Source organism: Anaerosolibacter carboniphilus, from assembly GCF_014205875.1.
Taxonomy (GTDB): Bacteria; Bacillota; Clostridia; order Peptostreptococcales; family Thermotaleaceae; genus Anaerosolibacter; species Anaerosolibacter carboniphilus.
Genome location: NZ_JACHEN010000018.1, coordinates 1 through 24,482, shown reverse-complemented (window position 1 = coordinate 24,482; position 24,482 = coordinate 1). Strand labels below are relative to the sequence as shown.

Sequence of the window (24,482 nt, the reverse complement as noted above, 5' to 3'; positions counted from 1 at the left end):
ATTTTGGTTTTAACACTTTACCTACTGAACAATGCTTTTAATTATAAAGCTAAACTAATTAGTCTTCTGGGAAGTATTAAATACAAGGGCACACTATTTGCTATGATGCTGATTATCGGCTATACGTTGATAATCAAATATGATATTAACCCTTTCAGGAATCCTATTGGCATATCCGTATTTTGGTCTTATCTGTATTTAGTAAGCACCCCTAAGAGCCTTCAATAGAATGAGCTAGTCTTTTAAGAATATCTGGTAGTAGACAAGCTGCGACAAGTCTTGCTTGCCTTACAATGCACTATTATTTTGAGACCGTAAAATAGTTTGTATATGAGAATAAAAATCCCCCAAACACAACCGTTTGAGGGATTTTGTATTTATAAATATTATCTCTTTGAGAACTTGGACATTAAGATATAAGCTATTTAGAAGTTGATTTGTTAGTTACATGTTAGTTACGAATACAATTTGATGCCTTCTTATATGACCTAATCTTTCAAAATACGAAACACAATTTTTATCGTCTTGACCATAAAATATATGATTCGTAATATAAGAAGGATGCGACATAATCATAGGGCATGAACCTATGTGTCCACCCCTTGGTATTTGGGTATTTTTCTTGGGCAGACACTCAGGTCTGCCCCTACCAATGGGCACAGTATCTCGTAGGGATCGGCATCGTTCCCTACAAAAAACATGATTCTCTGTAATTTTGTAGGGTTGGACGACCCTGTCCAACCGTTATTGTTGCGTCGCATTATTCTACAGAAGCGACTTATCATCCAAATTCTAATTTCTACTTATTCCATAAATTTTCTGCATAACAGAAGTGCCTTATATGTCATATCTTGCGTTGTTGCAGGAAAGGTATATTCCACTCCATAAAAAAATCCCCCAGACATAAGTGTTTGAGGGATTTTGCATTCCATAGGTCCTATCTCTTTGAGAACTTGCGCCTTGGTGATTAAGCGGTCTCAAGCCTCATTTGTTAGTTACCTGTTAGTTATCAATACAATTTTATGCCTTTCCATATGACCTAATCTTTCAAAATACAAAAAATAGTTAGCGTCGTCTTAATCATTAACTGGATTTTCGCAATTTATGAATATTGTATCCGACATATTTAATTATCATGATAATCTTCTCATTTCAATAATCTGAATGTATCCTTCTCTTCTAAATCCTGCTTGCTTAAAGCCAAATGCTTCAAAGTTACTTATAATTTCCTTGGGAGAATAAAATTTTACATCTCCTGCCTTTGATAGAGGTAGAAAAGGGTTACAGATTGCACGAATAATAAATGGATAATACACATCTGCTATGTATATGCTACCATAGGGTTTTAATACACGGCTTGCTTCTTGCGCAAACGCTTTTACATCTGGAAAATGGTGATATGCAGCACAAACAGTTATAACGTCAAATACCTGATTTTCAAATGATGTATGATCACAATTACTTATTTCAAATGTCATATCAGAGCACCTTTTCTTTGCATTTTCAATCATTCTCTCTGAAATATCAATACCATAGCCCCTAATGTCACACTTTTTTGATAACATTTTAAGAAATGTTCCATTACCACAAGCCACGTCTAAAATGCTATTATTAGGCTTTATTTTAATCTCTTCTAATAAAAGTTTCTTAAAATTTACTGTAAATTTACCCTCAGCAGTATTATCATAATCGTCTGCCTTTCGATTATAGCTTTCTCTTGATTTATCTTCAAAAGTTTTCATCTATTCCCCTCCAGTATAGGCTCATAAAACTCTTGATCCTTAATATTAAACAATTATAATATTCTTATAAATATCACCATACTTCGTAATATTTTACAAATGCGATGTAATTATAAGTCGCTTGTAGGATCTTTAATGAATTCGCTAAATCTCTGTTTAGTTCGCAAGTCTTTAATATTTCTTTAGTTGAGGATAATATGCCAAAGTATCATTCTTTCTTATTATTAACAGAGCTTTTTTTAATAGTTTGAACTATCCATGCAGCACTACCCCAGACACTTCCGCAAATCAATGGTGTTGCAGCAACAATTACATCTCTAATGTTTCCTGAATCAGTGTCAAGAGTAAAGACACCTAAAACAACATATGATATCAACGCACCTAGTAATGTAACTACTATTACCATAACAATCCTCCCTATAGACTATTAGCATTATTTTCAACATTTTCTTAAATACAGTCTAAGTTGGTGTGCCTATAAGACCTATCTCCCCGTTGAGAGTTTCAACTTTAGTCATCCTAATAAAACATTGAAATCATTTTTCTTGAATGACTTTGCCCTTTTTATAAGAAATATCACAAAACAGTAATTTAATCTATTTATCTGAAAAGTTTCCTTTATTGTTTATCAGAGGCTTGCCATTATATATATATGACAATGTAAACCTAGTTGTACTATAAATTTTTCACTTCTTATTGCTTTTGCTAATACTTTTAAATCCATCAATAATTAATACAACGCTGAAAAATATAATAATGATAAAACCGAACAATGGAAGCCATTCATATATGACTCTTATTAGAAGTTTAATTAATAGAGATGCCGGATTATAACGAATCAAAATATTTTCTAAAGGTAACAGCAATAATACAAGCCCTCCTATCAGGCCAAAAACAATATCAATCTTTCTTTGCATGTCTATCCCTCCTGAATATAGTTCGCTATAGCATAAAACTGAGTGCATAAGTATTTCTACACTCTTCCATATATTCCCTTCATAATAATAAAAAGTAGGCAGTTACTCCTACTCCGATTCGTTAAAGGTGTATTTAGCAATTGGGCAAGTTGGAACGTTCTTTCTTTCCTTATAAGTAACTAAACCTTCAGTTCATAAAAAATTCTCATGCATTTTTGCAATAAAAAATCCCCCAAACATAGTCGTTTGAGGGATTCTGCATTCCATTGGTCCTATCTTTTGGAGAACTGAGGTGCACGTCTTGCAGCCTTTAATCCATACTTCTTTCTTTCCTTCATTCTTGGATCTCTTGTTAAGAAACCTGCTTTTTTAAGGATTGGTCGAAGCTCAGCGTCAGCCTTTAATAATGCTCTAGCAATACCGTGTCTTAAAGCACCTGCTTGACCTGTATATCCGCCGCCTTCTACTTTTGCGATAACATCAAATCTACCTTCTGTTTCAGTTAATGCAAGAGGTAATCTGATATCTCTCTTTAGCGTTTCGTAATCACAGTAGTTATCTATGTCTCTTCCGTTGATTGTAATTTTTCCTTCACCAGGAACCAATCTTACTCTTGCAATGGAAGTCTTTCTTCTACCTGTTCCATAGTATTGTACTCTCGCCATTGTATTTCCTCCTCCCTATCCAGTTCTATATATCAAGAACTTCAGGCTGCTGAGCTTGATGATTGTGCTCGGCACCAGCGTATACTTTTAGTTTTTTATACATTTGTCTTCCTAAGCTATTCTTTGGAAGCATACCCTTGATTGCTAACTCAACTGCTTTTGTTGGCTTCTTTGCCATTAATTCTCTAGCTGTGATTTCTTTTAAACCACCAGCCCAACCTGTATGGTGTCTGTATAGTTTTTGATCTAACTTCTTACCAGTAAACTCTACTTTTTCAGCATTTACGATAATTACGTAGTCACCTGTATCAACATGTGGTGTATAAATTGGTTTTTTCTTACCTCTTAAGATGGATGCAACTTCTGCAGCTAAACGACCTAACGTTTTGCCTTCTGCATCTACTATATACCACTTTCTTTCGATTTCAAGTGGTTTAGCAACGAAAGATTTCATATATTTACCTCCTATCACTACTTTTTCCATAAATCATTTTTCACGGTTCTCTATATTTAAAAATCCGGGGCTAGTGGATTTTCAATATGCAGACTCTTTTACTATTCTAATACATTGTGCCGTGCGTGTCAAGGAATATTTGGACTTTCCCAATATTCTTTTATCTCTTTCTTTTCCTTCAAACTTCAGCTTTACCTTAGCCTATCCATAATACACTTCTGCTAAGTATAACCCTTGAGGAGGTGCTGTATGTCCTGCCTTTGTCCGATCTCCAGAAGAGATAATTTGGGGAATATTCTCTGGTGATATTTTACTCTTCCCTATATCTACTAGCGTCCCTGCCATAATACGGACCATATTGTATAAAAATCCGTTTCCTTCCACTTCTATTGTAAGCATGTCCTGTTCCTGATATACATGAAGTCTATGAATTCTTCTCACAGTATCTTTTATGCTGCTTCCCGATGCCATAAATGCCTTAAAGTCATGCTCTCCTATAAAGAAGCTGCTTGCCTTTTTTATCGCATCCAAGTTTAGCTCTGTTGGAACAAAGTATGCATAATTTCGTTGCAGGGGACTACGTAATGGACGATTGTATATTTTATAGATGTATCGTTTCCCTACAGCTGAATATCGTGCATGGAAGTCTAGAGATACCTCCTCAGCATTCCGTATGGCCACATCATCGGGAAGCAGTGCATTGACTGCCAACGGAATCTTATCTATGGGTATTGTAAAATCCTCCTTAAAGCTGGCTACCTGCCCTAGTCCATGAACCCCTGCATCGGTTCTGCCTGACCCATGGATTGTAATTCTTTTCTTTATGATCTTCTCAAGAGCTTTTTCAACTTCCTCTTGCACTGTTCTATGGTGGTCCTGACGCTGCCATCCATGAAATCCTGTACCATCATATTCGATTGTAAGCTTTACATTTTTCAAAACCTTCACCTGCTTTTCACAAAGAATCCCGCAATATACCCATAAAATACAATAAGGGTGACCTAAAGTCCCCCTTTGTATCATGAATCACCTAACTACATAAATCGGTCTATAGTCACCGCAACGAGAAGCATTGCAATGAAAGCACTCGCAGCCACATCTCTGCGATGATAGGATAACTCCTTCATCCTGGTACGATTCTCTCCTCCGCGATAGCATCTTGACTCCATAGCCATGGCTAACTCATCAGCTCTCCGAAATGCACTGATAAAAAGAGGTACAAGGAGAGGCACCAAGCTCTTGGCACGATTGATGATATTTCCACTTTCAAAATCGGCACCCCTTGCCATTTGGGCTTTCATAATCTTATCCGTCTCTTCCAAAAGCGTTGGAATAAACCTCAGTGCAATGGTCATCATCATTGCTAACTCATGGGCAGGCACACCAAATCGTTTAAAAGGATTCAACAACTTTTCAATGCCGTCCGTGAGCTGAATAGGAGAAGTGGTCAGCGTAAGAATAGATGTCCCTATAATGAGAAGCACCAGTCTGGTACCCATGAAGACAGCCTGTAGGACCCCTTCCTTCGTAATATCTAAAGGTCCTAACTGATAGATTACTTCCCCTTTCGTCATAAACATATTAATACCAAAGGTCAAAAGAATAATCATAAATAAGGGCTTTAGTCCCCGAATCATAAATTTAAAAGGTACCTTTGATAAAACAATGGCAGCTGCTAAAAAAAGAAGTACATATCCATAGGCAAAAAAATGTTCTACGATGAACAGTGCCGTTATATAAACAAAGGTAGCGATAATTTTTATCCTTGGATCAAGTCGGTGAATGATTGAATCTACTGGATAATATTGTCCGATTGTAATATCCCTCAACATACTATTTACTCCTTAACCAGTTTTGTATTTCCCGTTTCGCTTCTTCTATGGTTAGTACATCATCCCGCACAGGTTTCCCAAGCTCCTTGAGCTTCTTCATCAAATAAGTAATTTGAGGTACTGCAAGCCCTATGTTCTCGAGTAACTCTACGTTTTTGAAAACCTCCCTAGGCACGCCGGTCAGTGCCACAGCACCCTTATGCATCACAATGATACGATCCACTAGCCTTGCGATGTCCTCCATGCTATGGGAAACAAGAATAATAGTCATCTTATATTTTTCGTGAAGGCTTTTGATCTGATCCAGGATTTCATCTCTTCCCTTAGGATCAAGGCCTGCAGTCGGTTCGTCGAGAATGAGGACCTCTGGCCGCATCGCCAGCACGCCCGCGATAGCAACCCTACGTCTCTGCCCACCACTCAACTCAAAGGGCGAGCGGTCTTTCACGCTATCAAAGTTGAGACCTACCAATTCCATGGAGTCTTTTACCCGATAGTCCACTTCTTCTTCAGAAAGCCCCAGGTTAATTGGACCAAAAGCAATATCCTTGTATATGGTTTCTTCAAATAGCTGATGTTCTGGATACTGAAACACCAGTCCTACTTTTTGGCGTATCTCCCGCAGCTTTATATCCTTTTTGGTGATATCAAAATCATTGATGATGATTCTTCCCGATGTAGGCTTTAACAATCCATTCAAATGCTGGGTTAAGGTAGATTTCCCTGACCCCGTATGACCAATCAATCCAATAAATTCCCCAGACTGGATCTCCACATTGATATTGTCCAATGCCACCGTCTCAAAGGGGCTGCTTGGATTATAGATATGGGTTAAATTTTCTATTATAATTGACATAAATGCATCACCATCTCATCCACTGTAAGTATATCCTTTGGCAAATCGATTCCATCACCTATCAATTTACTCGTTAGTTCTGTCACTTGAGGCACATCGAGTCCTAGCTTTTTCAGGATATCCACCTGGGCAAATACCTCTTTGGGGTTTCCTTCCAAAACCATATTTCCTTCTTCCATGACAATCACACGATCCGCATTTACTGCTTCATCCATGAAGTGGGTAATATGAACCACAGTGATGCCCTCATCCTTATTTAATCGTCTTATAGTTTCTAAGACTTCCTTTCTTCCCGAAGGATCCAGCATAGCTGTTGGTTCATCTAGAATAATACACTTAGGCCGCATAGCAATAATGCCGGCGATGGCAATGCGCTGTTTCTGCCCTCCCGATAGCAGATGAGGTCCCTTTCTACGATGCTCCGACATGCCCACCGACTGCAGCGCTTCGTCCACTCGAATACGGATTTCTTTTGGGGGTACACCTAGATTTTCTGGGCCAAATGCAATATCCTCTTCTACAATGGTAGCTACGATCTGGTTATCGGGATTTTGAAAAACCATGCCCGCTGTTTGACGTATGCTCCATACATTCTTTTCATCGCTGGTGTCCAATCCATTTACATATACCTTGCCCCCGCTTGGAAGGAGTAGGGCATTCATATGCTTTGCCATGGTAGACTTTCCTGAGCCATTATGTCCAATCACCACAAGAAACTCGCCCTGCCTTACCCCCAGGGATACCTTCTTTAGCGCTTGTACGTTTTCATTTTCATCACTTTTGTATTCATAAATCAAATCCTTGATTTCTATAATCTTATCCATTAGACTGTACCTCACAAATTGACGAATAGTATACTTATATATTATACCTCTTTATAGTATGAATACCAATAGATTGTTATATTTTATTTTTGCATACGTTGACAAATAATTTTTTTCAGATAGTGGATAGTCGTTAGTGGTTAGTGGCTTTTAAAATCTGCCTTCTCCCATCTTTTACTACTAACAACTAACCTCTAACCACTAACTTTATAATAAAAGGGACTAAGCTCATCACTTAATCCCTCATCTATTATACTAATTCTAATATTACCATTTCAGCTGCGTCCCCTCTACGAGGTCCTAGCTTCATAATTCTTGTGTATCCACCATTTCTTTCCTTGTACTTTGGAGCAATTTCATCAAACAGGTTCTTAACAACAGTTTCCTCAGTAACATATGCCATAACCTGACGTCTTGCATGAAGATCTCCTCGTTTCGCAAGGGTGATCATTTTCTCAGCCAATCGACGAGTTTCTTTCGCTCTCGTATCCGTTGTTTCGATACGTCCTGATTTTAACAAACTCGTTACTAAGTTTCTAAGCATCAAGTTTCTATGATCCGTACGACGGCCTAATTTACGATATCCTGCCATGTTTTTTCCCTCCTTTAACCTATATTAGTCATCACTAGGTTTTAAGTCTAAGCCGAGTTCCTGAAGCTTCTGCTGAACTTCTTCAAGGGATTTTTTACCTAGATTTCTTACCTTCATCATATCTTCTTCTGATTTTGTTGTAAGCTCTTCTACAGTATTAATGCCGGCTCTCTTAAGACAGTTATATGATCTAACAGAAAGGTCAAGTTCCTCAATGGTCATCTCAAGAACTTTTTCTTTCTTATCCTCTTCTTTTTCTACCATAATTTCTACATTATCAATATGACTGGTCAGATTGATGAACAAATTCAAATGCTCATTCATAATCTTTGCACCAAGAGAAGCAGCTTCATCAGGCTTTATGCTTCCATCTGTCCAGACTTCTAATGTCAATTTATCGTAGTCAGTAACCTGGCCAACTCTTGTGTTTTCAACGTAATAGCTGACCTTATTGACAGGTGTATAGATTGAGTCAACAGGTAATACCCCAATTGGCATATGTTCTGTTTTGTTGTTTTCCGCTGCAACGTATCCTCTGCCTCTGTTTAAGGAAATTTCCATCACCAATCTTGCATCCTCTTCAAGGGTTGCAATATGAAGATCCGGATTTAGAATTTCCACATCAGCATCAGCAATGATATCCCCTGCTGTAACCTTACCAGGTCCTCTGGCATCAATGCGCACTACCTTTGCACCGTCTGCATACATTTTTGCTGAAAGACTCTTAAGGTTTAGGATGATTTCTGCCACATCCTCTTTTACACCAGGTACAGTAGAAAACTCATGAAGAACACCTTCGATCTTTACCCAGTTTACAGCAGCACCAGGTAAAGATGAAAGTAAAATTCTTCTTAAGCTGTTTCCTAATGTGATACCATATCCACGCTCCAGGGGCTCAACGACAAACTTACCATACGTGTTATCTGTACTTAATTCTACACATTCTATCTTCGGCTTTTCGATCTCTATCATTAACTTGACCCTCCTTATAAATTTTCTATCTATACTTTATGAGGGTAACTGATTCTAAAACTATCACTAGCTTAATTATTATCTTGAATATAACTCTACGATTAAGTGCTCAGCGATTGGAATATCGATATCTTCTCTTGTTGGAAGCGAAACCACTTTTCCCTCTAAGTTTTCAAAGTTCACTTGTACCCAGTTTGGTACGTTAGCAGCAGCTTCTGCTTTTTCTTTAAATTTCACTGAGCTCATGCTCTTTTCTTTTACCTTTATTACATCCCCTACAGAAACTAAGAAGGATGGAATATCCACCTTGCGTCCGTTTACAGTAAAGTGCCCATGTCTTACTAACTGTCTTGCTTCTTTTCTTGAAGAAGCAAAGCCCATTCTATATACAGCATTATCTAATCTTGTTTCAAGTAATCTTAGTAAGTTTTCACCTGTGATTCCAGGCATCTTTTCAGCTTTTTCAAATAACTGTCTGAATTGAGTTTCCAACATACCATAGAATCTCTTTGCTTTTTGCTTTTCTCTTAATTGTAGACCGTAGTTAGAAAGTTTCTTTCTTCCTTGTCCGTGTTGTCCTGGTGCATATCCTCTTCTAGCGATCGCACATTTATCTGTGTAACATCTTTCGCCCTTTAAGTATAACTTTTGTCCCTCACGACGACAAAGTCTACAAGATGGTCCTGTATATCTTGCCATTATTCTTACACCTCCTAATCCTAATTAAACTCTTCTACGTTTTGGCGGTCTGCAGCCATTGTGTGGAACTGGTGTTACGTCTTTGATTAGATTGATCTCTAATCCAGCAGCTTGCAATGATCTTATTGCAGCTTCACGTCCGGAACCAGGTCCTTTTACGTATACTTCGATCGTTCTTAATCCGTGCTCCATTGCAGCTTTTGCTGCAGTTTCTGCTGCCATCTGTGCAGCAAAAGGAGTTGATTTTCTTGAGCCTTTGAAGCCAAGTCCACCAGCACTCGCCCATGAAATTGCGTTACCTTGTAAGTCAGTAAGGGTAACAATTGTGTTGTTAAAAGTTGATTGAATATGGGCTTGACCACGTTCTATATTTTTACGTTCGCGTCTTCTCTTACGAACTTTTTTCACAGCTTTTTTAGCTACCATTTCATTTACCCTCCTTTAACTATTTCTTTTTCTTACGTCCTACTGTCTTTCTAGGCCCTTTTCTAGTTCTCGCATTGGTCTTCGTTCTTTGACCTCTAACAGGTAAGCTTCTTCTATGACGAATACCTCTGAAGCAACCAATCTCCTTTAAACGCTTAATGTTTAAAGCGATTTCACGTCGAAGATCTCCTTCAACCTTATACTCGTTATCGATGATTTGTCTTAACTTACCTACTTCTTCTTCAGTAAGGTCTCTTATTCTTGTATCTGGATTAATGCCTGTTTTTCCTAATATTGCATTAGAAGTTTTTCTACCGATACCGTAGATATATGTTAAGCCAATTTCAACTCTTTTCTCTCTCGGTAAGTCAACGCCCGAAATTCTAGCCATTTTTATCCTACACCTCCTAGACTTTACTCCTAACAATTTGTTCATATAAGAATGAATTTATAGTATTAGCAATAAGTAGATTCCTGCTAACAGAGCATTCATCCAGCCGCGCCTTATTCACTAACATAAACAACATTTAATTATACCAAATAACAATACAAAATACTAGCTATTTTCACTAAGCTAGTTTAGCCTTGCTTTTGTTTGTGCTTTGGATTTTCGCAGATCACCATCACTCTTCCTTTTCTTTTGATGATCTTGCATTTTTCGCATATTGGTTTAACTGATGGTCTAACCTTCACTGTTATCCCTCCTTAATCACTTACCACGCCATGTAATTCTGCCTCTTGTCAAATCATAAGGGGATAGCTCTAATGTCACCTTATCACCAGGCAGTATTCTAATAAAATTCATTCTGAGCTTGCCGGATATGTGGGCCAATATCTCATGACCATTGTCTAATTTTACTTTAAACATGGCATTCGGTAGGGCCTCCACAACGGTTCCCTGTACCTCTATCACATCATCCTTCGCCATTAGGACATCAAACCTCCCATTCCTGGATTAACTTAGTCCCAGCTTTTCCAGTTCACGCCTTAGAAGTAAATTGCTCACTTTATCATTATTTTCAATCTTCTGCTTAATATCCTCAGAAACGATATTATATTTTGCCAAATGTCGAATCTTCTTTTTCTTTGGCTTATCGACTTTACGCAGGTCACCATCGGCTACAAGGACATATTGTTGATCTACAATGCCTATAACAACAAAAGGTCGATCCTTATCTCTGCCCGCTTTCGATTTCACAATTTGTCCAACTGCTATCTCAAGGGTTGTGTCCACTTGCTTCACCTCTCTACCTGTCTTACAGACTCGTTAGAATCATCGGTTCATCCTTCGTGATGGCCAACGTGTGTTCATAATGGGCTGACATTTTACCATCTAAAGTCACTACAGTCCAATTGTCCAATAGCGTCTTCACCTTATATGTTCCCATGTTTACCATAGGTTCAATGGCCAATACCATTCCCTCTCCAAGTCTTGGTCCCTTTCCAGGGAGTCCAAAATTCGGGATCTGTGGATCTTCATGCATGTTTTGACCTATTCCGTGACCAACAAAGTCTCTGACAACTGAAAAACCTTGACCCTCCACATAGGTTTGTATTGCATGGGATACATCGGATAACCGATTGCCTTCCATACAAAACCTTAATCCCTCATAGAAACTCTGACGAGTCACTTCTATCAGCCTTAAGGCTTCTGTACTTACCTTTCCAACAGGGTGGGTTTTTGCTGCATCACCATAGTACCCATTATAGATTGTTCCGATATCTATACTTATAATATCGCCATCTTTTAAAGTTTTTAATCCAGGTATGCCGTGTACCACTTCCTCATTGACTGAGGCGCAGATACTTGCTGGGAAGCCGTGGTATCCCTTAAAAGCCGGTAACGCCTTGTGCTTTACTATTTCCCGTTCAGCAATTTCATCTAGTTCCTTGGTTGTGAGCCCTGGTTTTATAGCGTCTTTTAATACTTCATGCACATAGGCGACGATTTTACCTGCTTCACGCATGTATTCAATTTCTTTATTTGATTTAACAATAATCATCTGCCTACGCTCCTAACGCAGCCACAATATCCTCAAATACTTTATGAATATCCTGCTCACCGTCTATGGTTACAAGAATATTTCTAGCTTTGTAATAATCAATCAATGGCTGTGTCTCATTTAAATATACTTCAATTCTTTTGGTAACTGTCTCTTCGTTGTCATCTGCCCGTTGATACAAGGCTCCACCACATTTATCGCACACTCCATCCTTCGTCGAAGGATTGAATTTGATGTGATAGGTTGCACCACAGTCCTTACAGATCCGCCTTCCAACAGCTCTTTCAACAAGTACATTTTTATCTACTGAAACGTTAATCACTTTATCCATGGATACACCCATTTTTGAAAGGGATTCATCTAATGCTTCAGCCTGTTTCTCAGTTCTGGGGAACCCATCTAAAAGGAATCCATCTTTACAATCATCTTCCTTTAACCTATCTTCAACAATGGCTACCACCAATTCATCAGGAACAAGTAGCCCTTGGTCCATATAACCCTTTGCCTTTTTTCCTAATTCAGTGCCTTCTTTAATATTTTTTCTAAAGATGTCACCCGTTGAGATATGAGGAATTTGATATTTTTCAATAATTCCTGAAGCCTGGGTACCTTTACCTGCGCCCGGAGGTCCTAATAAGATTAATCTCATTATACCATCTCCTAGATTATGATTAGATATAAGCTATGGGGAATTCTCCCCATACCTTTACCCATATTTATTTTAAAAACCCTTGGTAATGTCTCATCATCATTTGTGCTTCGATTTGCTTCATTGTCTCTAAAGCAACCCCTACCGCAATCAGTAAGCTAGTTCCACCAAAGGTCATCTGAATGCTTGTAAACTTTAACATAAGTGTCGGAATTACAGCGATCAACGCAAGGAAAAGCGCGCCAGCCAAAGTGATTCTTGATAATACTCTATCTAGATACTCAGCTGTAGGTTTTCCGGGTCTGATACCTGGTATGAAACCACCGTGCTGCTTCATGTTGTCCGCCACTTGTTGCGGATTAAATGTAACAGCTGTATAGAAGTACGTAAAGAACACGATTAACAGCATGTTAAGAAGTGAGTATACCCAGATTCCTGGGTTTCCAGCCGGGGATAACCATTTGCTAACCCATGTAGAGAATGCCCCACCTTGGAAGAAGTATGTGATGGTTAAAGGGAACTGCAATAGTGAGATGGCAAAGATTACTGGAATTACACCTGCTTGGTTTACCTTTAACGGAATATGGGTACTGTGTCCGCCATACGTCTTTCTTCCAACTACTCTTTTTGCATATTGTACTGGAATCTTTCTTGTTCCCTGCTGAACTGCTACAACACCAGCGATAATAATTATCGCAAGGACCAAGAAAAGAATCATATCTAAAATGCTTACTTCGCCAATTTGTGCTTTTTGTACTGTTTGAATAATCCCCACAGGAATTCTTGATACAATTCCCGTAAAGATAAGCAATGATATACCATTTCCGATACCGTTTTCAGTAATTTGTTCACCTAACCACATAAGGAAAGCTGTACCTGCAGTTAAAGTGATAACAACCACGGATACAGAGAAGAAATCTCTTGCTATCAGAGCTTGGTTAAACAAACCAACGCTCACACCTGCTGCTTGGATTAAAGCCAATACGATTGTTCCATATCGAGTATATTGTGCGATTTTCTTTCTTCCCTCTTCTCCCTCTTTTGCCATAGCTTCCAAGCTTGGAATCGCAATTGTCAAAAGTTGAAGAATAATGGATGCAGTAATATATGGTGAAATACTTAAGGCAAAGATTGTAAAATTACCAAAGGCACCACCGGAAATCAAGTTAAAGAAACTGAATAATCCATTTTCTCCTTGGTTAAACAATTGAGCCAGTATTTGTTTATTCATTCCTGGAACTGGAATTGTTGAACCTAATCTAAATATGGTAAGCATCAACAACGTATATAGGATTCTTCTTCTTAGATCGGGAATTTTCCAAGCATTTCGTAGGGTTGATAGCATGTTAGATCACCTCTGCCTTTCCTCCAGCAGCTTCGATTTTCTCAATTGCTGACTGACTGAATTTGTGAGCCTGCACAGTGACTTTCTTTTGTAGTTCGCCGTCACCTAAAATCTTAACGCCATCAACGATCTTTCTGATTACACCAGACTCTAACAGTAATTCTGGAGTAATTGTCATACCATCTTCGAATCTATTTAACTCATCTATATTTACAATAGCCCATTCTTTCTTAAATGGATTGTTGAAACCTCTTTTTGGTAATCTTCTATATAGAGGCATCTGTCCACCCTCGAATCCAGGTCTAACGCCGCCGCCGGCACGAGCGCCTTGTCCTTTGTGACCACGACCACCTGTCTTACCTTGACCAGAAGCTTGACCTCTACCGCGTCTTTTTCTATCTTTTGTTGAACCTTCAGCTGGTCTTAACTCATGTAGTTTCATGGCTACACCTCCTTAGCTTATATTTCTTCTACTTCCACAAGATATTTTACTTGATCGATCATTCCTCTAATTTGAGGATTATCCTGCTGCTCAACCACTTGTCTAATCTTTCTAAGGCCTAATGCTTCCACCGTCTTTTTATGTTTTGGTAGAATTCCTATTGGACTTTTCACTAAAGTAATTTTTAATGTATTAGCCAAGGCATTTCCCCCCTAACCTAATAGTTCCCCTACAGATTTACCTCTTAATTTAGCAACTTCTTCTACTGTTTTCAGTTGCTTTAAGCCTTCAATCGTAGCGTTAACCATATTTCTTGAGTTGTTTGTACCTAAAGATTTTGCTCTGATATCCTTAATTCCTGCAAGCTCTAGCACTGATCTTACTGGGCCACCTGCGATAACTCCAGTACCTTCACGAGCTGGCATTAATAAAACTTGACCTGCACCGAAGTGTCCTTGAATTGGATGTGGAATTGTTGTACCAACTCTTGGTATATAAATTAAATTCTTCTTTGCATCTTGGATGCCTTTTCTGATGGCTTCTGGAACTTCCATCGCCTTACCAGTACCGATGCCTACGTGTCCGTTTTCATCGCCTACAACAACCAATGCACTGAATCTGAAAGTTCTACCACCTTTAACAACCTTTGTTACACGGCCGATATTTACAACTGTCTCTTTTAGGTCCAGTTTGCTAGCATCAATGATCTGACGTCTCATTCATTTCCCTCCTTCTGTTAGAATTGTAATCCAGCTTCTCTTGCTGCTTCCGCTAATTCCTTTATTCTACCATGATAGATATATCCGCCTCTATCGAAAACAACCTTGTCGATACCCTTTTCTGCTGCTTTTTTCGCAACAGCTTCTCCTACTAGCTTTGCAGCTTCTTTGTTTCCTGCATTGTTTACTTTTGCCTTGATATCTTTATCTAAAGTAGAAGCAGAAGCTAGAGTAGTACCTGTTGAATCGTCGATGATTTGTGCGTACATGTTGCTTAAGCTTCTGTATACGCTTAGTCTTGGACGCTCAGGAGTTCCGAATACTTTTCTACGTACTCTTACGTGTCTAACTTTTCTTTTTGCGTTTTTGCTCTCCTTTTGAATCACTTCATATCACTCCTTTCCTACTTCTTACCTGTTTTACCTTCCTTACGTCTTACAACTTCATCCGCATATCGAATTCCTTTGCCTTTATATGGCTCTGGCTCTCTCCACTCTCTAATCTTTGCAGAGTAGTTACCTACAGCTTGTTTGTTGATGCCTTTTACAAGGATCTCATTTGGTGTAGGAACTTCTACTGTGATTCCTTCTGGATCGATCATTTCAACTGGATGTGAGAAACCTAAGTTTAATGTCAATTTGTTTCCTTGCTTTGCAGCACGGTAACCTACACCGACAACTTGAAGTTTCTTCTCATATCCCTTTGTTACACCTTCAACCATATTGTTGATTAGGGTACGGCTCAATCCGTGTAAAGACCTGTGCACCTTGTTGTTTGTTGGTCTCTCAACTGTAAGTTCATTGTTCTCTATGTTAATTTTAATATCTTTATTGATCTGCTCCTGTAACTGTCCTTTTGGGCCTTTTACTGTAACCAAGTTTTTACTATCAATATCCACTTGTACGCCCGCTGGGATTGTAATTGGCTTTTTACCTATTCTTGACATCGCTGCACCTCCTATACCTAAGATTATCTATTACCAAACGTAGCAGATAACTTCTCCACCAACACCTAATTTTCTAGCATCTTTATCTGTTACGATTCCATTAGATGTTGAAAGAATTGCTATTCCAAGTCCGCCTAGTACTTTAGGAATTTCATCTTTCTTTGCATATACTCTTAATCCTGGCTTAGAGATTTTCTTTAGACCAGAAATTACCTTTTCATTGTTCTTTCCGTACTTTAACTGCATTCTAATGATACCTTGTTTTCCATCTTCGATTACATCGTAACCTTTGATGAAACCTTCGCCTAATAAAATCTCGGCAATTGCTTTCTTCATATTTGAAGCAGGAACATCAACTGTTTCATGCTTAACTGTATTCGCGTTTCTGATACGAGTTATCATATCTGCAATTGGATCTGTCATCGTCATGGTACAAGTACCTCCTTCCCTATATTTCTACCAGCTAGCTTTTCTAACACCTGGTATTTGTCCTTTATAAGCCAATTCTCTAAAACAGATACGGCAAATACCAAATCTTCTTAAATATGCATGGGGTCTTCCGCAAATTCTACATCTATTGTATTCTCTTGTGGAGAATTTTTGTTTCTTTTGTTGCTTTAATACAAGAGCTTTTCTAGCCACTATTTTCCCTCCTCACTATCTAGCGAATGGCATTCCTAATAGTCTTAGCAATTCACGTGCTTCTTCGTCCGTCTTCGCAGTCGTTACAAAGATAATGTCCATTCCACGGATTTTTTCTACTTTATCATACTCAATTTCAGGGAATATTAATTGCTCTTTAATTCCTAATGCGTAGTTACCTCTACCATCAAATGAGTTTGCATCAACTCCTTTGAAGTCTCTTACTCTTGGTAGAGAAACATTAAACAATCTATCTGCAAATTCATACATTCTTTCGCCCCTTAAGGTTACCTTTGCCCCTACAGGCATTCCAGCACGAACCTTAAAGTTAGCAACTGATTTCTTGGCTCTTGTAATGATAGGCTTTTGACCTGAGATGATTGCCAATTCTTCAACTGCTGCTTCAAGCATTTTTGCATTGTCTTTTGCATCGCCTAATCCCATGTTCAAAACTATTTTCTCAAGTTTAGGGATTTCCATTGCACTTTTATATTGAAATTTTTCCATTAAAGCTTTGGAAATATTATTAACGTATGTTTCTTTTAATCTAGCTGTCACCGTGTAAACCTCCCTTCAGCTTTCGATATTATTCGATTGTCTCTCCGGACTTTTTAGAAACTCTAACTTTTTTACCGTTCTCAAGCACCTTGTAACCTACTCTTGTAGGGGCTTTCGCTTTCGCATCCCACAACATTACATTGGAAACGTGAATTGGTCCTTCTTGATGAACGATTCCGCCTTGTTGAACCTTCGCACTTGGCTTTTGGTGTTTTGTCACCATGTTTACGCCTTCAACGATTACGCGGTCTTCCTTAGGCATTGCCATTAACACTTTGCCTTTTTTACCTTTATCTTTACCAGCTATTACAACAACTGTATCGCCTCTTTTAACGTGCATCTATTACACCTCCTCGAACTATAGTACTTCTGGAGCTAGGGATACGATTTTCATGAAATCTCTTTCTCTCAGTTCCCTTGCCACTGGTCCGAAAATACGAGTTCCCACTGGGTTCTTATCTTCTTTTATGATTACCGCTGCATTTTCATCAAACTTTATATAACTTCCATCAATACGTCTCGCGCCTGTTTTGGTTCTTACAACTACCGCTTTTACCACTTGTCCTCTTTTAACAACACCGCCTGGTGTTGCTTCTTTAACTGAACAAACGATGACATCACCGATGTTCGCATATCTTCTCTTTGAACCGCCTAACACGCGGATGCATAGCAATTCCTTCGCACCTGAATTATCTGCAACTCTTAAGCGTGATTCTTGTTGGATCATGGTAATACCTCCCTTCAGCTATACGATTACTTCGCTTTTTCCATGATTGAAACTAGTCTCCATCTTTTTTCTGCACTTAATGGTCTAGTTTCCATGATTCTTACTTTATCGCCAATCTGGCACTCATTATTTTCATCATGCGCTTTGAATTTTTTCGTTCTCTTTACCGCTTTTCCGTACAGCGGGTGACGTACGAAATCTTCTACTGCAACAACGATCGTTTTATCCATTTTGTCGCTTACAACACGACCTACTCTCGTTTTTCTTCTTGCTCTTTCCACGAGTGAAGCCCTCCTTCCGTATCCTTATCTATGCATTTACTTGTTTAATTTCTTTTTCTCTAAGGATGGTTTGAATACGTGCTATATCTTTTCTAACATTTTTTACTTGCATTGGGTTTTCAAGTTGTCCCGTAGCTAACTGGAATCTCAAGTTGAAAAGCTCGCCTTTAAGTTCCGTTAATTTATGATTTAATTCTTGAACAGTCATATCACGAAGCTTATTAGCTTTCATTAGCTTCACCACCCTTTTCTCCCATCTCTTCACGTGTAATGAACTTACACTTGATAGGTAACTTGTGCATTGCAAGTCTCATCGCTTCTCTTGCTTTTTCTTCTGGAACGCCAGCTAATTCGAACATTACTCTTCCTGGCTTTACTACTGCTACCCAATATTCTGGGGAACCTTTACCGGCACCCATACGAGTTTCAGCAGGCTTTTGTGTAACTGGTTTGTGTGGGAAAATTTTAATCCAAACTTTTCCCCCTCTTTTGATATATCTTGTCATTGCAATTCTGGCAGCTTCTATTTGGTTTGAAGTAATCCAAGCTGGCTCTAAAGCCATCAATCCATATTCTCCATATGTGATTGAGTTACCTCTTTGTGCCGTACCCTTCATTCTGCCTCTATGCACTCTACGACGTTTTACTCTTTTAGGCATTAACATCGTCCGTTTCCTCCTTCCCTCGGTCTATTACTGTTGTTCTCCGCCACCTTGAGTTTGATGATCTCTGCGTGGTTTAAACTCTCTATTGTCTCTGAAATTTCTTCCATCTTTATTATCTCTGAAATTTCTGTTGTCTCTGTTGTCTCTATTATCTCTGTTGCCTCTGTTTGGCTTGTTTGGTCTGTCGCCACCAGCAGGTTTTTCTTGCGCTCTCATGGCTCTTCTAGCTTCCTTCACAGCTTCGCTTGTTTCAGGTAGCACTTCGCCTTTGTAGATCCAAGTTTTAATACCGATCTTTCCATATGTTGTATCTGCTTCAGCAAAACCATAGTCAATATCAGCTCTTAATGTGTGTAATGGCACATTTCCTTCACTGTATTTTTCTGTTCTCGCCATTTCAGCGCCGCCCAATCTTCCTGAACATGAAATTTTGATACCCTGTGCACCAAATCTCATCGTTCTTTGGATCGCTTGCTTCATCGCTCTTCTGAAGGAAACCCTTCTCTCTAATTGGAGTGCTACGTTTTCTGCAACCAGTTGCGCTTCCATCTCAGCATTCTTAATTTCGTTGATGTTAACAAGCACGCCTTTGCCAGTTAGTTTTTCTAGGTCGATTCTAAGGTCTTCTACCCCTTGACCGCCTTTTCCGATTACCATTCCTGGCTTAGCAGTGAATATATTTACTTTCACTTTGTTGTTTGCTGCTCTCTCGATTGTGATTCTAGCAATCCCAGAAGTGAATAATTTATTCTTAAGAAATTTACGAATCTTATGATCTTCTACCAAAAGGTCAGCATATTCGCCTTTTTTTGCATACCACTTTGAATCCCAGTCTTTTATAATTCCGACTCTTAATCCGTGTGGATTAACTTTTTGACCCATTAATTATCCCTCCTTCTTAAGCTCTTTCTTTTAATACAACTCCTACATGACTTGATCTCTTTAAGATTTTTACGCCACGACCCATAGATGCAGCTCTCCATCTCTTCAACGTAGGTCCTTGGTTAGCGTATACATCCGCAACATATAGTTTATCTACATTCATTTCATGATTATTCTCAGCATTTGCTACTGCTGACTTAATTACTTTATGAAGTACAGGCGCACCTGCTCTTGGCGTAAATTGTAAAATCATTAATGCTTCGTTGGCATTTTTTCCTCTGATAAGATCACAAATCGGTCTGATCTTTCTTGGAGAAATACGCACGTATTTTGCAATTGCTTTAGCTTCCACTTCAGTAACCTCCTTCCGCGTCTATCTTATTTCTTAACCTTTGAAGACTTCTCTGTATCGGCATGTCCTCTGTAGTTTCTTGTAGGTGCGAATTCACCTAATTTGTGGCCTACCATATCTTCTGTCACATATACAGGAACATGTTTCTTCCCGTCATGTACAGCAATTGTATGCCCAATCATTTCTGGAAATATTGTAGATGAACGTGACCAAGTCTTTAACACTTTCTTCTCGTTCTTCTCGTTCATTTCTTCAATTCTTTGGATTAACTTAGGTTCAACGTAAGGTCCCTTTTTTAATGATCTGCTCATGCTTCTGTTATCCTCCCTTCAATCACTTTAATTCTGGGCGCTGAGGACGATGAGGTCAAGGTCTGTCATCATTTCCATGACCTCTTTCCCTCTACTACTTCTCGTTTCTTCTCTTAACAATGAATTTATCAGAAGCTTTGTTTTTCTTTCTTGTCTTGTATCCAAGCGCTGGTTTACCCCAAGGAGTAACTGGCGCTGGTCTACCGATAGGAGATCTACCCTCTCCACCACCGTGTGGGTGATCATTCGGGTTCATTACAGATCCTCTTACTGTAGGTCTGATACCCATATGTCTTGTACGTCCGGCTTTACCAATTGTAATATTTTCATGGTCTAAGTTTCCTACCTGACCAATTGTAGCTTTACAAAGAATGCTTACAAGTCTTACTTCGCCAGAGGCCAATCTAACCTGTGCATATTTGTCTTCTTTTGCCATAAGCTGAGCAGAAGCACCAGCAGCTCTTGCTAACTGTCCGCCTTTGCCAGGCTTTAACTCAATATTGTGGATTACTGTACCCACTGGAATATGCCTTAATTGCAACGCATTTCCAATCTTAATATCTGATCCTTCTCCAGATACAACTACATCGCCTACATTTAATTTGTTCGGAGCAAGAATATATCTTTTTTCTCCGTCAGCATAAGTTAGTAATGCAATGTTTGCCGTTCTATTTGGATCGTATTCGATAGCGGATACCTTTGCTGTAATACCATCCTTATCTCTTTTGAAATCTATGATTCTGTATTTTCTCTTTTGGCCGCCGCCTCTATGACGAATAGTAATTTTACCTTGAGCATTTCTACCAGCATTTTTCTTTAATGTGACAACCAGTGACTTTTCAGGCTCTTTTTTCGTGATTTCTTCGAATGTTGAAACCGTCATTTGTCTTAATGCTGGAGAAGTCGGTCTAAACTTCTTGATACCCATCGTGATTTCCCTCCTTCTTCAATTGTGCTCCGCAGCTTACTGCATTCCCTCAAAGAATTCGATTTCTTTGCTGTCTGGGGTAAGCGTAACGATCGCTTTCTTCCAATCCGGTCTTTTACCAACGTGCATACCCATTCTCTTATATTTTCCAAGTACGACCATGGTATTTACTTTCTCTACTTTTACACCGAAGATTTTTTCAACGGCTTTCTTAATCTCAACTTTGTTTGCCTTCTTGCTTACTTCGAATGTATATCTCTTTTCCTGCATATCATCCATACTTCTCTCAGAGATGATAGGTCTTTTGATGATGTCATATGCTGTCATCATTATGCGTACACCTCCTCTACTTTGTGTACCGCATCTTTCGTAATGATGAATTTCTCATGATTTAAGATGTCGTATACATTTAACGTTGTAACCAAGGTTGTTGTAATACCTGGAAGATTGTTTGCTGACTTCACGACATTATCATTCTTCTCATTCATTACGATTAGTGCTTTTTTCTCAACATTTAAGTTCTTTAAAATGCTAGCCATATCTTTTGTCTTTGGCGCATTCATATCCAACGCATCTACAACAATGATATTCTCGCTCTGTACTTTTGAACTTAATGCAGATTTCATTGCAAGTCTTTTAACTTTCTTTGGTAGTTCGTATCTGTAGTCTCTTGGTTTTGGAGCAAATACTACTCCACCACCGACCCATTGTGGAGAACGAATGCTTCCTTGACGAGCTCTACCTGTACCTTTTTGTTTCCATGGCTTTCTACCGCCACCTCTTACCTCAGCTCTTGTCTTCGCTGATTGGGTACCTTGTCGTTGGTTTGCTAAATAGTTCTTCACAACATCATGTAATACACTTTGATTTATTTCAGCGCCGAATACGCTATCACTTAATTCCATCTCGCCAACTTGTTGACCTGAGATATTCACTAAAGCTACCTTTGGCATTTTACTTCCTCCCTTCCATAGCCAGATTATGCGTCTGCCTTAACAGTTTCTTTTATAGTAATCATACCGCCCTTAGGACCTGGTATTGCACCTTTGATCAAAAGTAAATTTCTATTTGCATCTACTCTTGCAACTTCAAGGTTTTGAACTGTAACTTGCTCGTTACCCATTCTTCCAGCTTCCGTTTGACCTTTGAATACTCTACCAGGTGTTGTACCTGCACCTTTTGAACCAGGACCTCTATGGTATTTAGAACCGTGACTCATTGGTCCTCTAGATTGATTATGTCTCTTTATCGCACCTTGAGTTCCTTTACCTTTTGAAACTCCAGTTACGTCTACCATGTTTCCTGTTTCAAAGATATCGGCTTTGATTTCTTGTCCTACTTTGAAAGCTTCAGGATTTTCTACTTTGAATTCCTTTAGTTCTTTCTTGTAGCTTACACCGGCCTTGTCAAAGTGACCTTTTTCTGGTTTGGTGGTTCTACTTTCTTTTTGATCGCCAAATCCAACTTGGATTGCATTGTAGCCATCTTTTTCTACTGTTTTGATTTGAACTACGTACATTGGACCTGCTTCAATTACTGTAACAGGAATTACCACGCCTTCTTCTGTGAAGATTTGTGTCATTCCAACTTTTCTTCCTAAAATACCTTTCATTGCTTACACCTCCTAATGTTCTTACAGCGGATTACACTTTAACCATGCAATCATACTAAGAGAGGTATAGGAACTTCCTATATATGAACCTTTATCTTAGTATTTTCAATTCTTATAACTTGATTTCGATATCAACGCCAGCTGGTAAATCTAATCTCATCAGCGCATCAACTGTTTTTGGCGTTGGGTTTAAGATATCAATCAATCTCTTATGCGTTCTCATTTCGAACTGCTCTCTTGAGTCTTTGTACTTGTGTACAGCTCTTAAGATTGTAACGATCTGCTTTTCTGTTGGTAGTGGAACTGGACCTGAAACTTCAGCACCTGTTCTCTTTGCTGTCTCAACAATTTTCTCTGAAGATTGATCTAAGATCTTGTGGTCAAAAGCCTTTAGTCTGATTCTGATTTTTTGTTTCCCTTTACTGTTTGCCATTATGTTTCCCTCCTTTTCATCGCACGCAATCACTTTTTACGTACGACTAGAACTCTGTACACACTTCCGGGTGTTCCCACTAATTTTTGATAAACTTATGAAGTATACAGATATTCTGTCGCCCGATTCTTGAACGGACATTCTCGGTAGAAATTTCCCCAGGTTACCCCTGGCAACCTTCTACTTCATCGCAGTCCCTACAAATGCACACTAATATAGTATAAGAGATAACCTCTTACACATCAAGTATTGACTTTTCTTTTTTTTTATGGTATTGAAGAATAAATTCAAAAAAATATTTTTTAGTAGCCGAGCTAAAAAGCTCGGCTACTTTAAATTCAATTACTTTATGATAGAAGCAACTACACCTGCTCCAACTGTTCTTCCACCTTCACGGATCGCAAATCTTAATCCTTCTTCGATGGCAATTGGGTTGATTAGTTCGATAACCATTTGTACGTTATCTCCAGGCATACACATTTCCATTCCTTCTGGTAATGCGATTGATCCTGTGATGTCTGTTGTTCTGAAATAGAACTGTGGTCTGTATCCGTTGAAGAATGGAGTATGTCTTCCACCTTCTTCTTTCTTTAATACGTATACCTCAGATTTGAATGATGTATGTGGCTTGATTGAACCAGGCTTCGCTAATACTTGTCCTCTTTCAATCTCATCTCTTTGGATACCTCTTAATAATGCTCCAATGTTATCTCCTGCTTGTGCTTGATCAAGAAGTTTTCTAAACATTTCTACTCCTGTTACTACAAGCTTTCTTGGAGCTTCCATTAATCCTACAAGCTCAACTTCGTCTTGTACTTTTACTACTCCTCTTTCTACTCTTCCTGTTGCAACTGTTCCTCTACCTGTAATAGAGAATACGTCCTCTACTGGCATTAGGAATGGCTTGTCAATTTCTCTTTGTGGCTCAGGAATATAAGTATCTACTGCTTCGAATAATTCGATGATCTTATCTCCCCATGGTCCCATTGGATCATTTAACGCTTGTAA

42 protein-coding genes are annotated in these 24,482 nt (G+C 38.8%); all 42 read right to left on the bottom strand.

Translation table 11 applies throughout. From position 1 onward, the window contains the following. Positions 1-1,133: 1,133 nt before the first annotated feature. Positions 1,134-1,742, bottom strand: a complete 609-nt coding sequence (locus HNQ80_RS14435; RefSeq protein ID WP_184311379.1) for a class I SAM-dependent methyltransferase — start codon at positions 1,740-1,742, stop codon at positions 1,134-1,136. Positions 1,743-1,950: 208 nt separating this feature from the next. Next, positions 1,951-2,148, bottom strand: a complete 198-nt coding sequence (locus tag HNQ80_RS14430; protein WP_184311378.1) for a hypothetical protein — start codon at positions 2,146-2,148, stop codon at positions 1,951-1,953. Between the two features lie 280 nt (positions 2,149-2,428). After that, a complete protein-coding gene (locus HNQ80_RS14425) occupies positions 2,429-2,659 on the bottom strand; it encodes a hypothetical protein (protein ID WP_184311377.1) in 231 nt (76 codons plus the stop codon). Positions 2,660-2,931: 272 nt separating this feature from the next. Next, positions 2,932-3,324 carry a 30S ribosomal protein S9 gene (gene rpsI, locus HNQ80_RS14420; RefSeq protein ID WP_184311376.1) on the bottom strand — a complete coding sequence of 131 codons (393 nt, stop codon included), beginning with the start codon at positions 3,322-3,324 and terminating at the stop codon, positions 2,932-2,934. Between the two features lie 25 nt (positions 3,325-3,349). Then, entirely contained in the window at positions 3,350-3,778 is a 429-nt protein-coding gene (gene rplM, locus HNQ80_RS14415) for a 50S ribosomal protein L13 (protein WP_184311375.1), read from the bottom strand. 201 nt (positions 3,779-3,979) lie between these two features. Then, positions 3,980-4,717, bottom strand: coding sequence for a tRNA pseudouridine(38-40) synthase TruA (gene truA / locus HNQ80_RS14410; protein ID WP_184311374.1), 738 nt, complete (start codon positions 4,715-4,717; stop codon positions 3,980-3,982). Between the two features lie 95 nt (positions 4,718-4,812). After that, the gene (locus HNQ80_RS14405) at positions 4,813-5,610 is read right to left on the bottom strand and encodes an energy-coupling factor transporter transmembrane component T family protein (RefSeq protein WP_184311373.1); all 798 of its coding nucleotides are present in this window, start codon (positions 5,608-5,610) and stop codon (positions 4,813-4,815) included. Position 5,611: 1 nt separating this feature from the next. Next, positions 5,612-6,466 (bottom strand): energy-coupling factor transporter ATPase, encoded by an 855-nt coding sequence (locus tag HNQ80_RS14400; RefSeq protein WP_184311372.1) that lies wholly within the window; start codon positions 6,464-6,466, stop codon positions 5,612-5,614. Next, positions 6,454-7,290: an energy-coupling factor transporter ATPase gene (locus HNQ80_RS14395; protein WP_184311371.1), complete on the bottom strand. Its 837-nt coding sequence runs from the start codon at positions 7,288-7,290 to the stop codon at positions 6,454-6,456. Before HNQ80_RS14395 ends, HNQ80_RS14400 begins: the two co-directional genes overlap by 13 nt. A gap of 250 nt (positions 7,291-7,540) precedes the next feature. Beyond that, positions 7,541-7,882, bottom strand: coding sequence for a 50S ribosomal protein L17 (gene rplQ / locus HNQ80_RS14390; protein WP_184311370.1), 342 nt, complete (start codon positions 7,880-7,882; stop codon positions 7,541-7,543). Positions 7,883-7,906: 24 nt separating this feature from the next. Further along, complete coding sequence (locus HNQ80_RS14385; protein ID WP_184311369.1) at positions 7,907-8,854, bottom strand: DNA-directed RNA polymerase subunit alpha; 948 nt, start codon at positions 8,852-8,854, stop codon at positions 7,907-7,909. A 78-nt stretch (positions 8,855-8,932) separates the two neighbouring features. After that, positions 8,933-9,553 carry a 30S ribosomal protein S4 gene (gene rpsD / locus HNQ80_RS14380; protein WP_184311368.1) on the bottom strand — a complete coding sequence of 207 codons (621 nt, stop codon included), beginning with the start codon at positions 9,551-9,553 and terminating at the stop codon, positions 8,933-8,935. Positions 9,554-9,577: 24 nt separating this feature from the next. Then, positions 9,578-9,979: a 30S ribosomal protein S11 gene (gene rpsK / locus HNQ80_RS14375; RefSeq protein ID WP_184311367.1), complete on the bottom strand. Its 402-nt coding sequence runs from the start codon at positions 9,977-9,979 to the stop codon at positions 9,578-9,580. Positions 9,980-9,998: 19 nt separating this feature from the next. Continuing rightward, positions 9,999-10,370 carry a 30S ribosomal protein S13 gene (gene rpsM / locus HNQ80_RS14370; RefSeq protein WP_184311366.1) on the bottom strand — a complete coding sequence of 124 codons (372 nt, stop codon included), beginning with the start codon at positions 10,368-10,370 and terminating at the stop codon, positions 9,999-10,001. 188 nt (positions 10,371-10,558) lie between these two features. Continuing rightward, positions 10,559-10,672: a 50S ribosomal protein L36 gene (rpmJ, locus tag HNQ80_RS14365; protein ID WP_025434559.1), complete on the bottom strand. Its 114-nt coding sequence runs from the start codon at positions 10,670-10,672 to the stop codon at positions 10,559-10,561. Positions 10,673-10,688: 16 nt separating this feature from the next. Beyond that, on the bottom strand, positions 10,689-10,907 hold the full coding sequence (infA, locus tag HNQ80_RS14360; protein ID WP_184311365.1) for a translation initiation factor IF-1: 219 nt from the start codon (positions 10,905-10,907) through the stop codon (positions 10,689-10,691). 27 nt (positions 10,908-10,934) lie between these two features. Beyond that, positions 10,935-11,222 (bottom strand): KOW domain-containing RNA-binding protein, encoded by a 288-nt coding sequence (locus HNQ80_RS14355; RefSeq protein WP_243183280.1) that lies wholly within the window; start codon positions 11,220-11,222, stop codon positions 10,935-10,937. 13 nt (positions 11,223-11,235) lie between these two features. Continuing rightward, the gene (gene map, locus HNQ80_RS14350; RefSeq protein WP_184311363.1) at positions 11,236-11,982 is read right to left on the bottom strand and encodes a type I methionyl aminopeptidase; all 747 of its coding nucleotides are present in this window, start codon (positions 11,980-11,982) and stop codon (positions 11,236-11,238) included. A 4-nt stretch (positions 11,983-11,986) separates the two neighbouring features. Then, positions 11,987-12,631, bottom strand: a complete 645-nt coding sequence (locus HNQ80_RS14345) for an adenylate kinase (protein WP_184311362.1) — start codon at positions 12,629-12,631, stop codon at positions 11,987-11,989. 67 nt (positions 12,632-12,698) lie between these two features. Then, a complete protein-coding gene (secY, locus tag HNQ80_RS14340; RefSeq protein WP_184311361.1) occupies positions 12,699-13,976 on the bottom strand; it encodes a preprotein translocase subunit SecY in 1,278 nt (425 codons plus the stop codon). 1 nt (position 13,977) lies between these two features. Next, the gene (gene rplO / locus HNQ80_RS14335) at positions 13,978-14,418 is read right to left on the bottom strand and encodes a 50S ribosomal protein L15 (RefSeq protein ID WP_184311360.1); all 441 of its coding nucleotides are present in this window, start codon (positions 14,416-14,418) and stop codon (positions 13,978-13,980) included. A gap of 17 nt (positions 14,419-14,435) precedes the next feature. After that, complete coding sequence (rpmD, locus tag HNQ80_RS14330; RefSeq protein WP_184311359.1) at positions 14,436-14,618, bottom strand: 50S ribosomal protein L30; 183 nt, start codon at positions 14,616-14,618, stop codon at positions 14,436-14,438. Positions 14,619-14,630: 12 nt separating this feature from the next. Beyond that, positions 14,631-15,137 (bottom strand): 30S ribosomal protein S5, encoded by a 507-nt coding sequence (gene rpsE / locus HNQ80_RS14325; RefSeq protein ID WP_184311358.1) that lies wholly within the window; start codon positions 15,135-15,137, stop codon positions 14,631-14,633. 17 nt (positions 15,138-15,154) lie between these two features. Beyond that, positions 15,155-15,523 carry a 50S ribosomal protein L18 gene (gene rplR, locus HNQ80_RS14320; RefSeq protein ID WP_184311357.1) on the bottom strand — a complete coding sequence of 123 codons (369 nt, stop codon included), beginning with the start codon at positions 15,521-15,523 and terminating at the stop codon, positions 15,155-15,157. Between the two features lie 17 nt (positions 15,524-15,540). Then, positions 15,541-16,083 (bottom strand): 50S ribosomal protein L6, encoded by a 543-nt coding sequence (rplF, locus tag HNQ80_RS14315; protein ID WP_184311356.1) that lies wholly within the window; start codon positions 16,081-16,083, stop codon positions 15,541-15,543. 30 nt (positions 16,084-16,113) lie between these two features. After that, positions 16,114-16,512: a 30S ribosomal protein S8 gene (gene rpsH / locus HNQ80_RS14310; RefSeq protein ID WP_184311355.1), complete on the bottom strand. Its 399-nt coding sequence runs from the start codon at positions 16,510-16,512 to the stop codon at positions 16,114-16,116. A gap of 27 nt (positions 16,513-16,539) precedes the next feature. Further along, entirely contained in the window at positions 16,540-16,725 is a 186-nt protein-coding gene (locus HNQ80_RS14305; protein ID WP_184311354.1) for a type Z 30S ribosomal protein S14, read from the bottom strand. A gap of 15 nt (positions 16,726-16,740) precedes the next feature. Then, positions 16,741-17,283, bottom strand: a complete 543-nt coding sequence (rplE, locus tag HNQ80_RS14300; RefSeq protein WP_184311353.1) for a 50S ribosomal protein L5 — start codon at positions 17,281-17,283, stop codon at positions 16,741-16,743. Between the two features lie 28 nt (positions 17,284-17,311). Then, positions 17,312-17,623 carry a 50S ribosomal protein L24 gene (gene rplX, locus HNQ80_RS14295; protein WP_184311352.1) on the bottom strand — a complete coding sequence of 104 codons (312 nt, stop codon included), beginning with the start codon at positions 17,621-17,623 and terminating at the stop codon, positions 17,312-17,314. An 18-nt stretch (positions 17,624-17,641) separates the two neighbouring features. Further along, positions 17,642-18,010, bottom strand: coding sequence for a 50S ribosomal protein L14 (gene rplN, locus HNQ80_RS14290; protein ID WP_184311351.1), 369 nt, complete (start codon positions 18,008-18,010; stop codon positions 17,642-17,644). 26 nt (positions 18,011-18,036) lie between these two features. Then, positions 18,037-18,291, bottom strand: a complete 255-nt coding sequence (rpsQ, locus tag HNQ80_RS14285) for a 30S ribosomal protein S17 (RefSeq protein ID WP_184311350.1) — start codon at positions 18,289-18,291, stop codon at positions 18,037-18,039. 28 nt (positions 18,292-18,319) lie between these two features. Then, positions 18,320-18,523: a 50S ribosomal protein L29 gene (gene rpmC, locus HNQ80_RS14280; protein WP_184311349.1), complete on the bottom strand. Its 204-nt coding sequence runs from the start codon at positions 18,521-18,523 to the stop codon at positions 18,320-18,322. After that, positions 18,513-18,956, bottom strand: a complete 444-nt coding sequence (rplP, locus tag HNQ80_RS14275) for a 50S ribosomal protein L16 (RefSeq protein ID WP_184311348.1) — start codon at positions 18,954-18,956, stop codon at positions 18,513-18,515. Before rplP ends, rpmC begins: the two co-directional genes overlap by 11 nt. Before the next feature lie 27 nt (positions 18,957-18,983). Next, the gene (gene rpsC / locus HNQ80_RS14270; protein WP_184311347.1) at positions 18,984-19,838 is read right to left on the bottom strand and encodes a 30S ribosomal protein S3; all 855 of its coding nucleotides are present in this window, start codon (positions 19,836-19,838) and stop codon (positions 18,984-18,986) included. A gap of 16 nt (positions 19,839-19,854) precedes the next feature. After that, the gene (gene rplV, locus HNQ80_RS14265) at positions 19,855-20,190 is read right to left on the bottom strand and encodes a 50S ribosomal protein L22 (protein WP_184311346.1); all 336 of its coding nucleotides are present in this window, start codon (positions 20,188-20,190) and stop codon (positions 19,855-19,857) included. A gap of 26 nt (positions 20,191-20,216) precedes the next feature. Continuing rightward, positions 20,217-20,501, bottom strand: coding sequence for a 30S ribosomal protein S19 (rpsS, locus tag HNQ80_RS14260; RefSeq protein WP_184311345.1), 285 nt, complete (start codon positions 20,499-20,501; stop codon positions 20,217-20,219). A 94-nt stretch (positions 20,502-20,595) separates the two neighbouring features. Beyond that, positions 20,596-21,429 (bottom strand): 50S ribosomal protein L2, encoded by an 834-nt coding sequence (gene rplB / locus HNQ80_RS14255; RefSeq protein ID WP_184311344.1) that lies wholly within the window; start codon positions 21,427-21,429, stop codon positions 20,596-20,598. Positions 21,430-21,465: 36 nt separating this feature from the next. After that, positions 21,466-21,759 (bottom strand): 50S ribosomal protein L23, encoded by a 294-nt coding sequence (gene rplW / locus HNQ80_RS14250; protein ID WP_184311343.1) that lies wholly within the window; start codon positions 21,757-21,759, stop codon positions 21,466-21,468. After that, positions 21,759-22,382, bottom strand: a complete 624-nt coding sequence (gene rplD / locus HNQ80_RS14245; RefSeq protein WP_184311342.1) for a 50S ribosomal protein L4 — start codon at positions 22,380-22,382, stop codon at positions 21,759-21,761. Before rplD ends, rplW begins: the two co-directional genes overlap by 1 nt. A 26-nt stretch (positions 22,383-22,408) precedes the next feature. Next, positions 22,409-23,041 carry a 50S ribosomal protein L3 gene (rplC, locus tag HNQ80_RS14240; RefSeq protein ID WP_184311341.1) on the bottom strand — a complete coding sequence of 211 codons (633 nt, stop codon included), beginning with the start codon at positions 23,039-23,041 and terminating at the stop codon, positions 22,409-22,411. A gap of 112 nt (positions 23,042-23,153) precedes the next feature. Continuing rightward, entirely contained in the window at positions 23,154-23,474 is a 321-nt protein-coding gene (gene rpsJ / locus HNQ80_RS14235; RefSeq protein WP_184311340.1) for a 30S ribosomal protein S10, read from the bottom strand. 342 nt (positions 23,475-23,816) lie between these two features. Continuing rightward, on the bottom strand, positions 23,817-24,482 hold a 666-nt coding region (locus HNQ80_RS14230), incomplete at its 5' end, for an EF-Tu C-terminal domain-related protein (protein ID WP_243183278.1).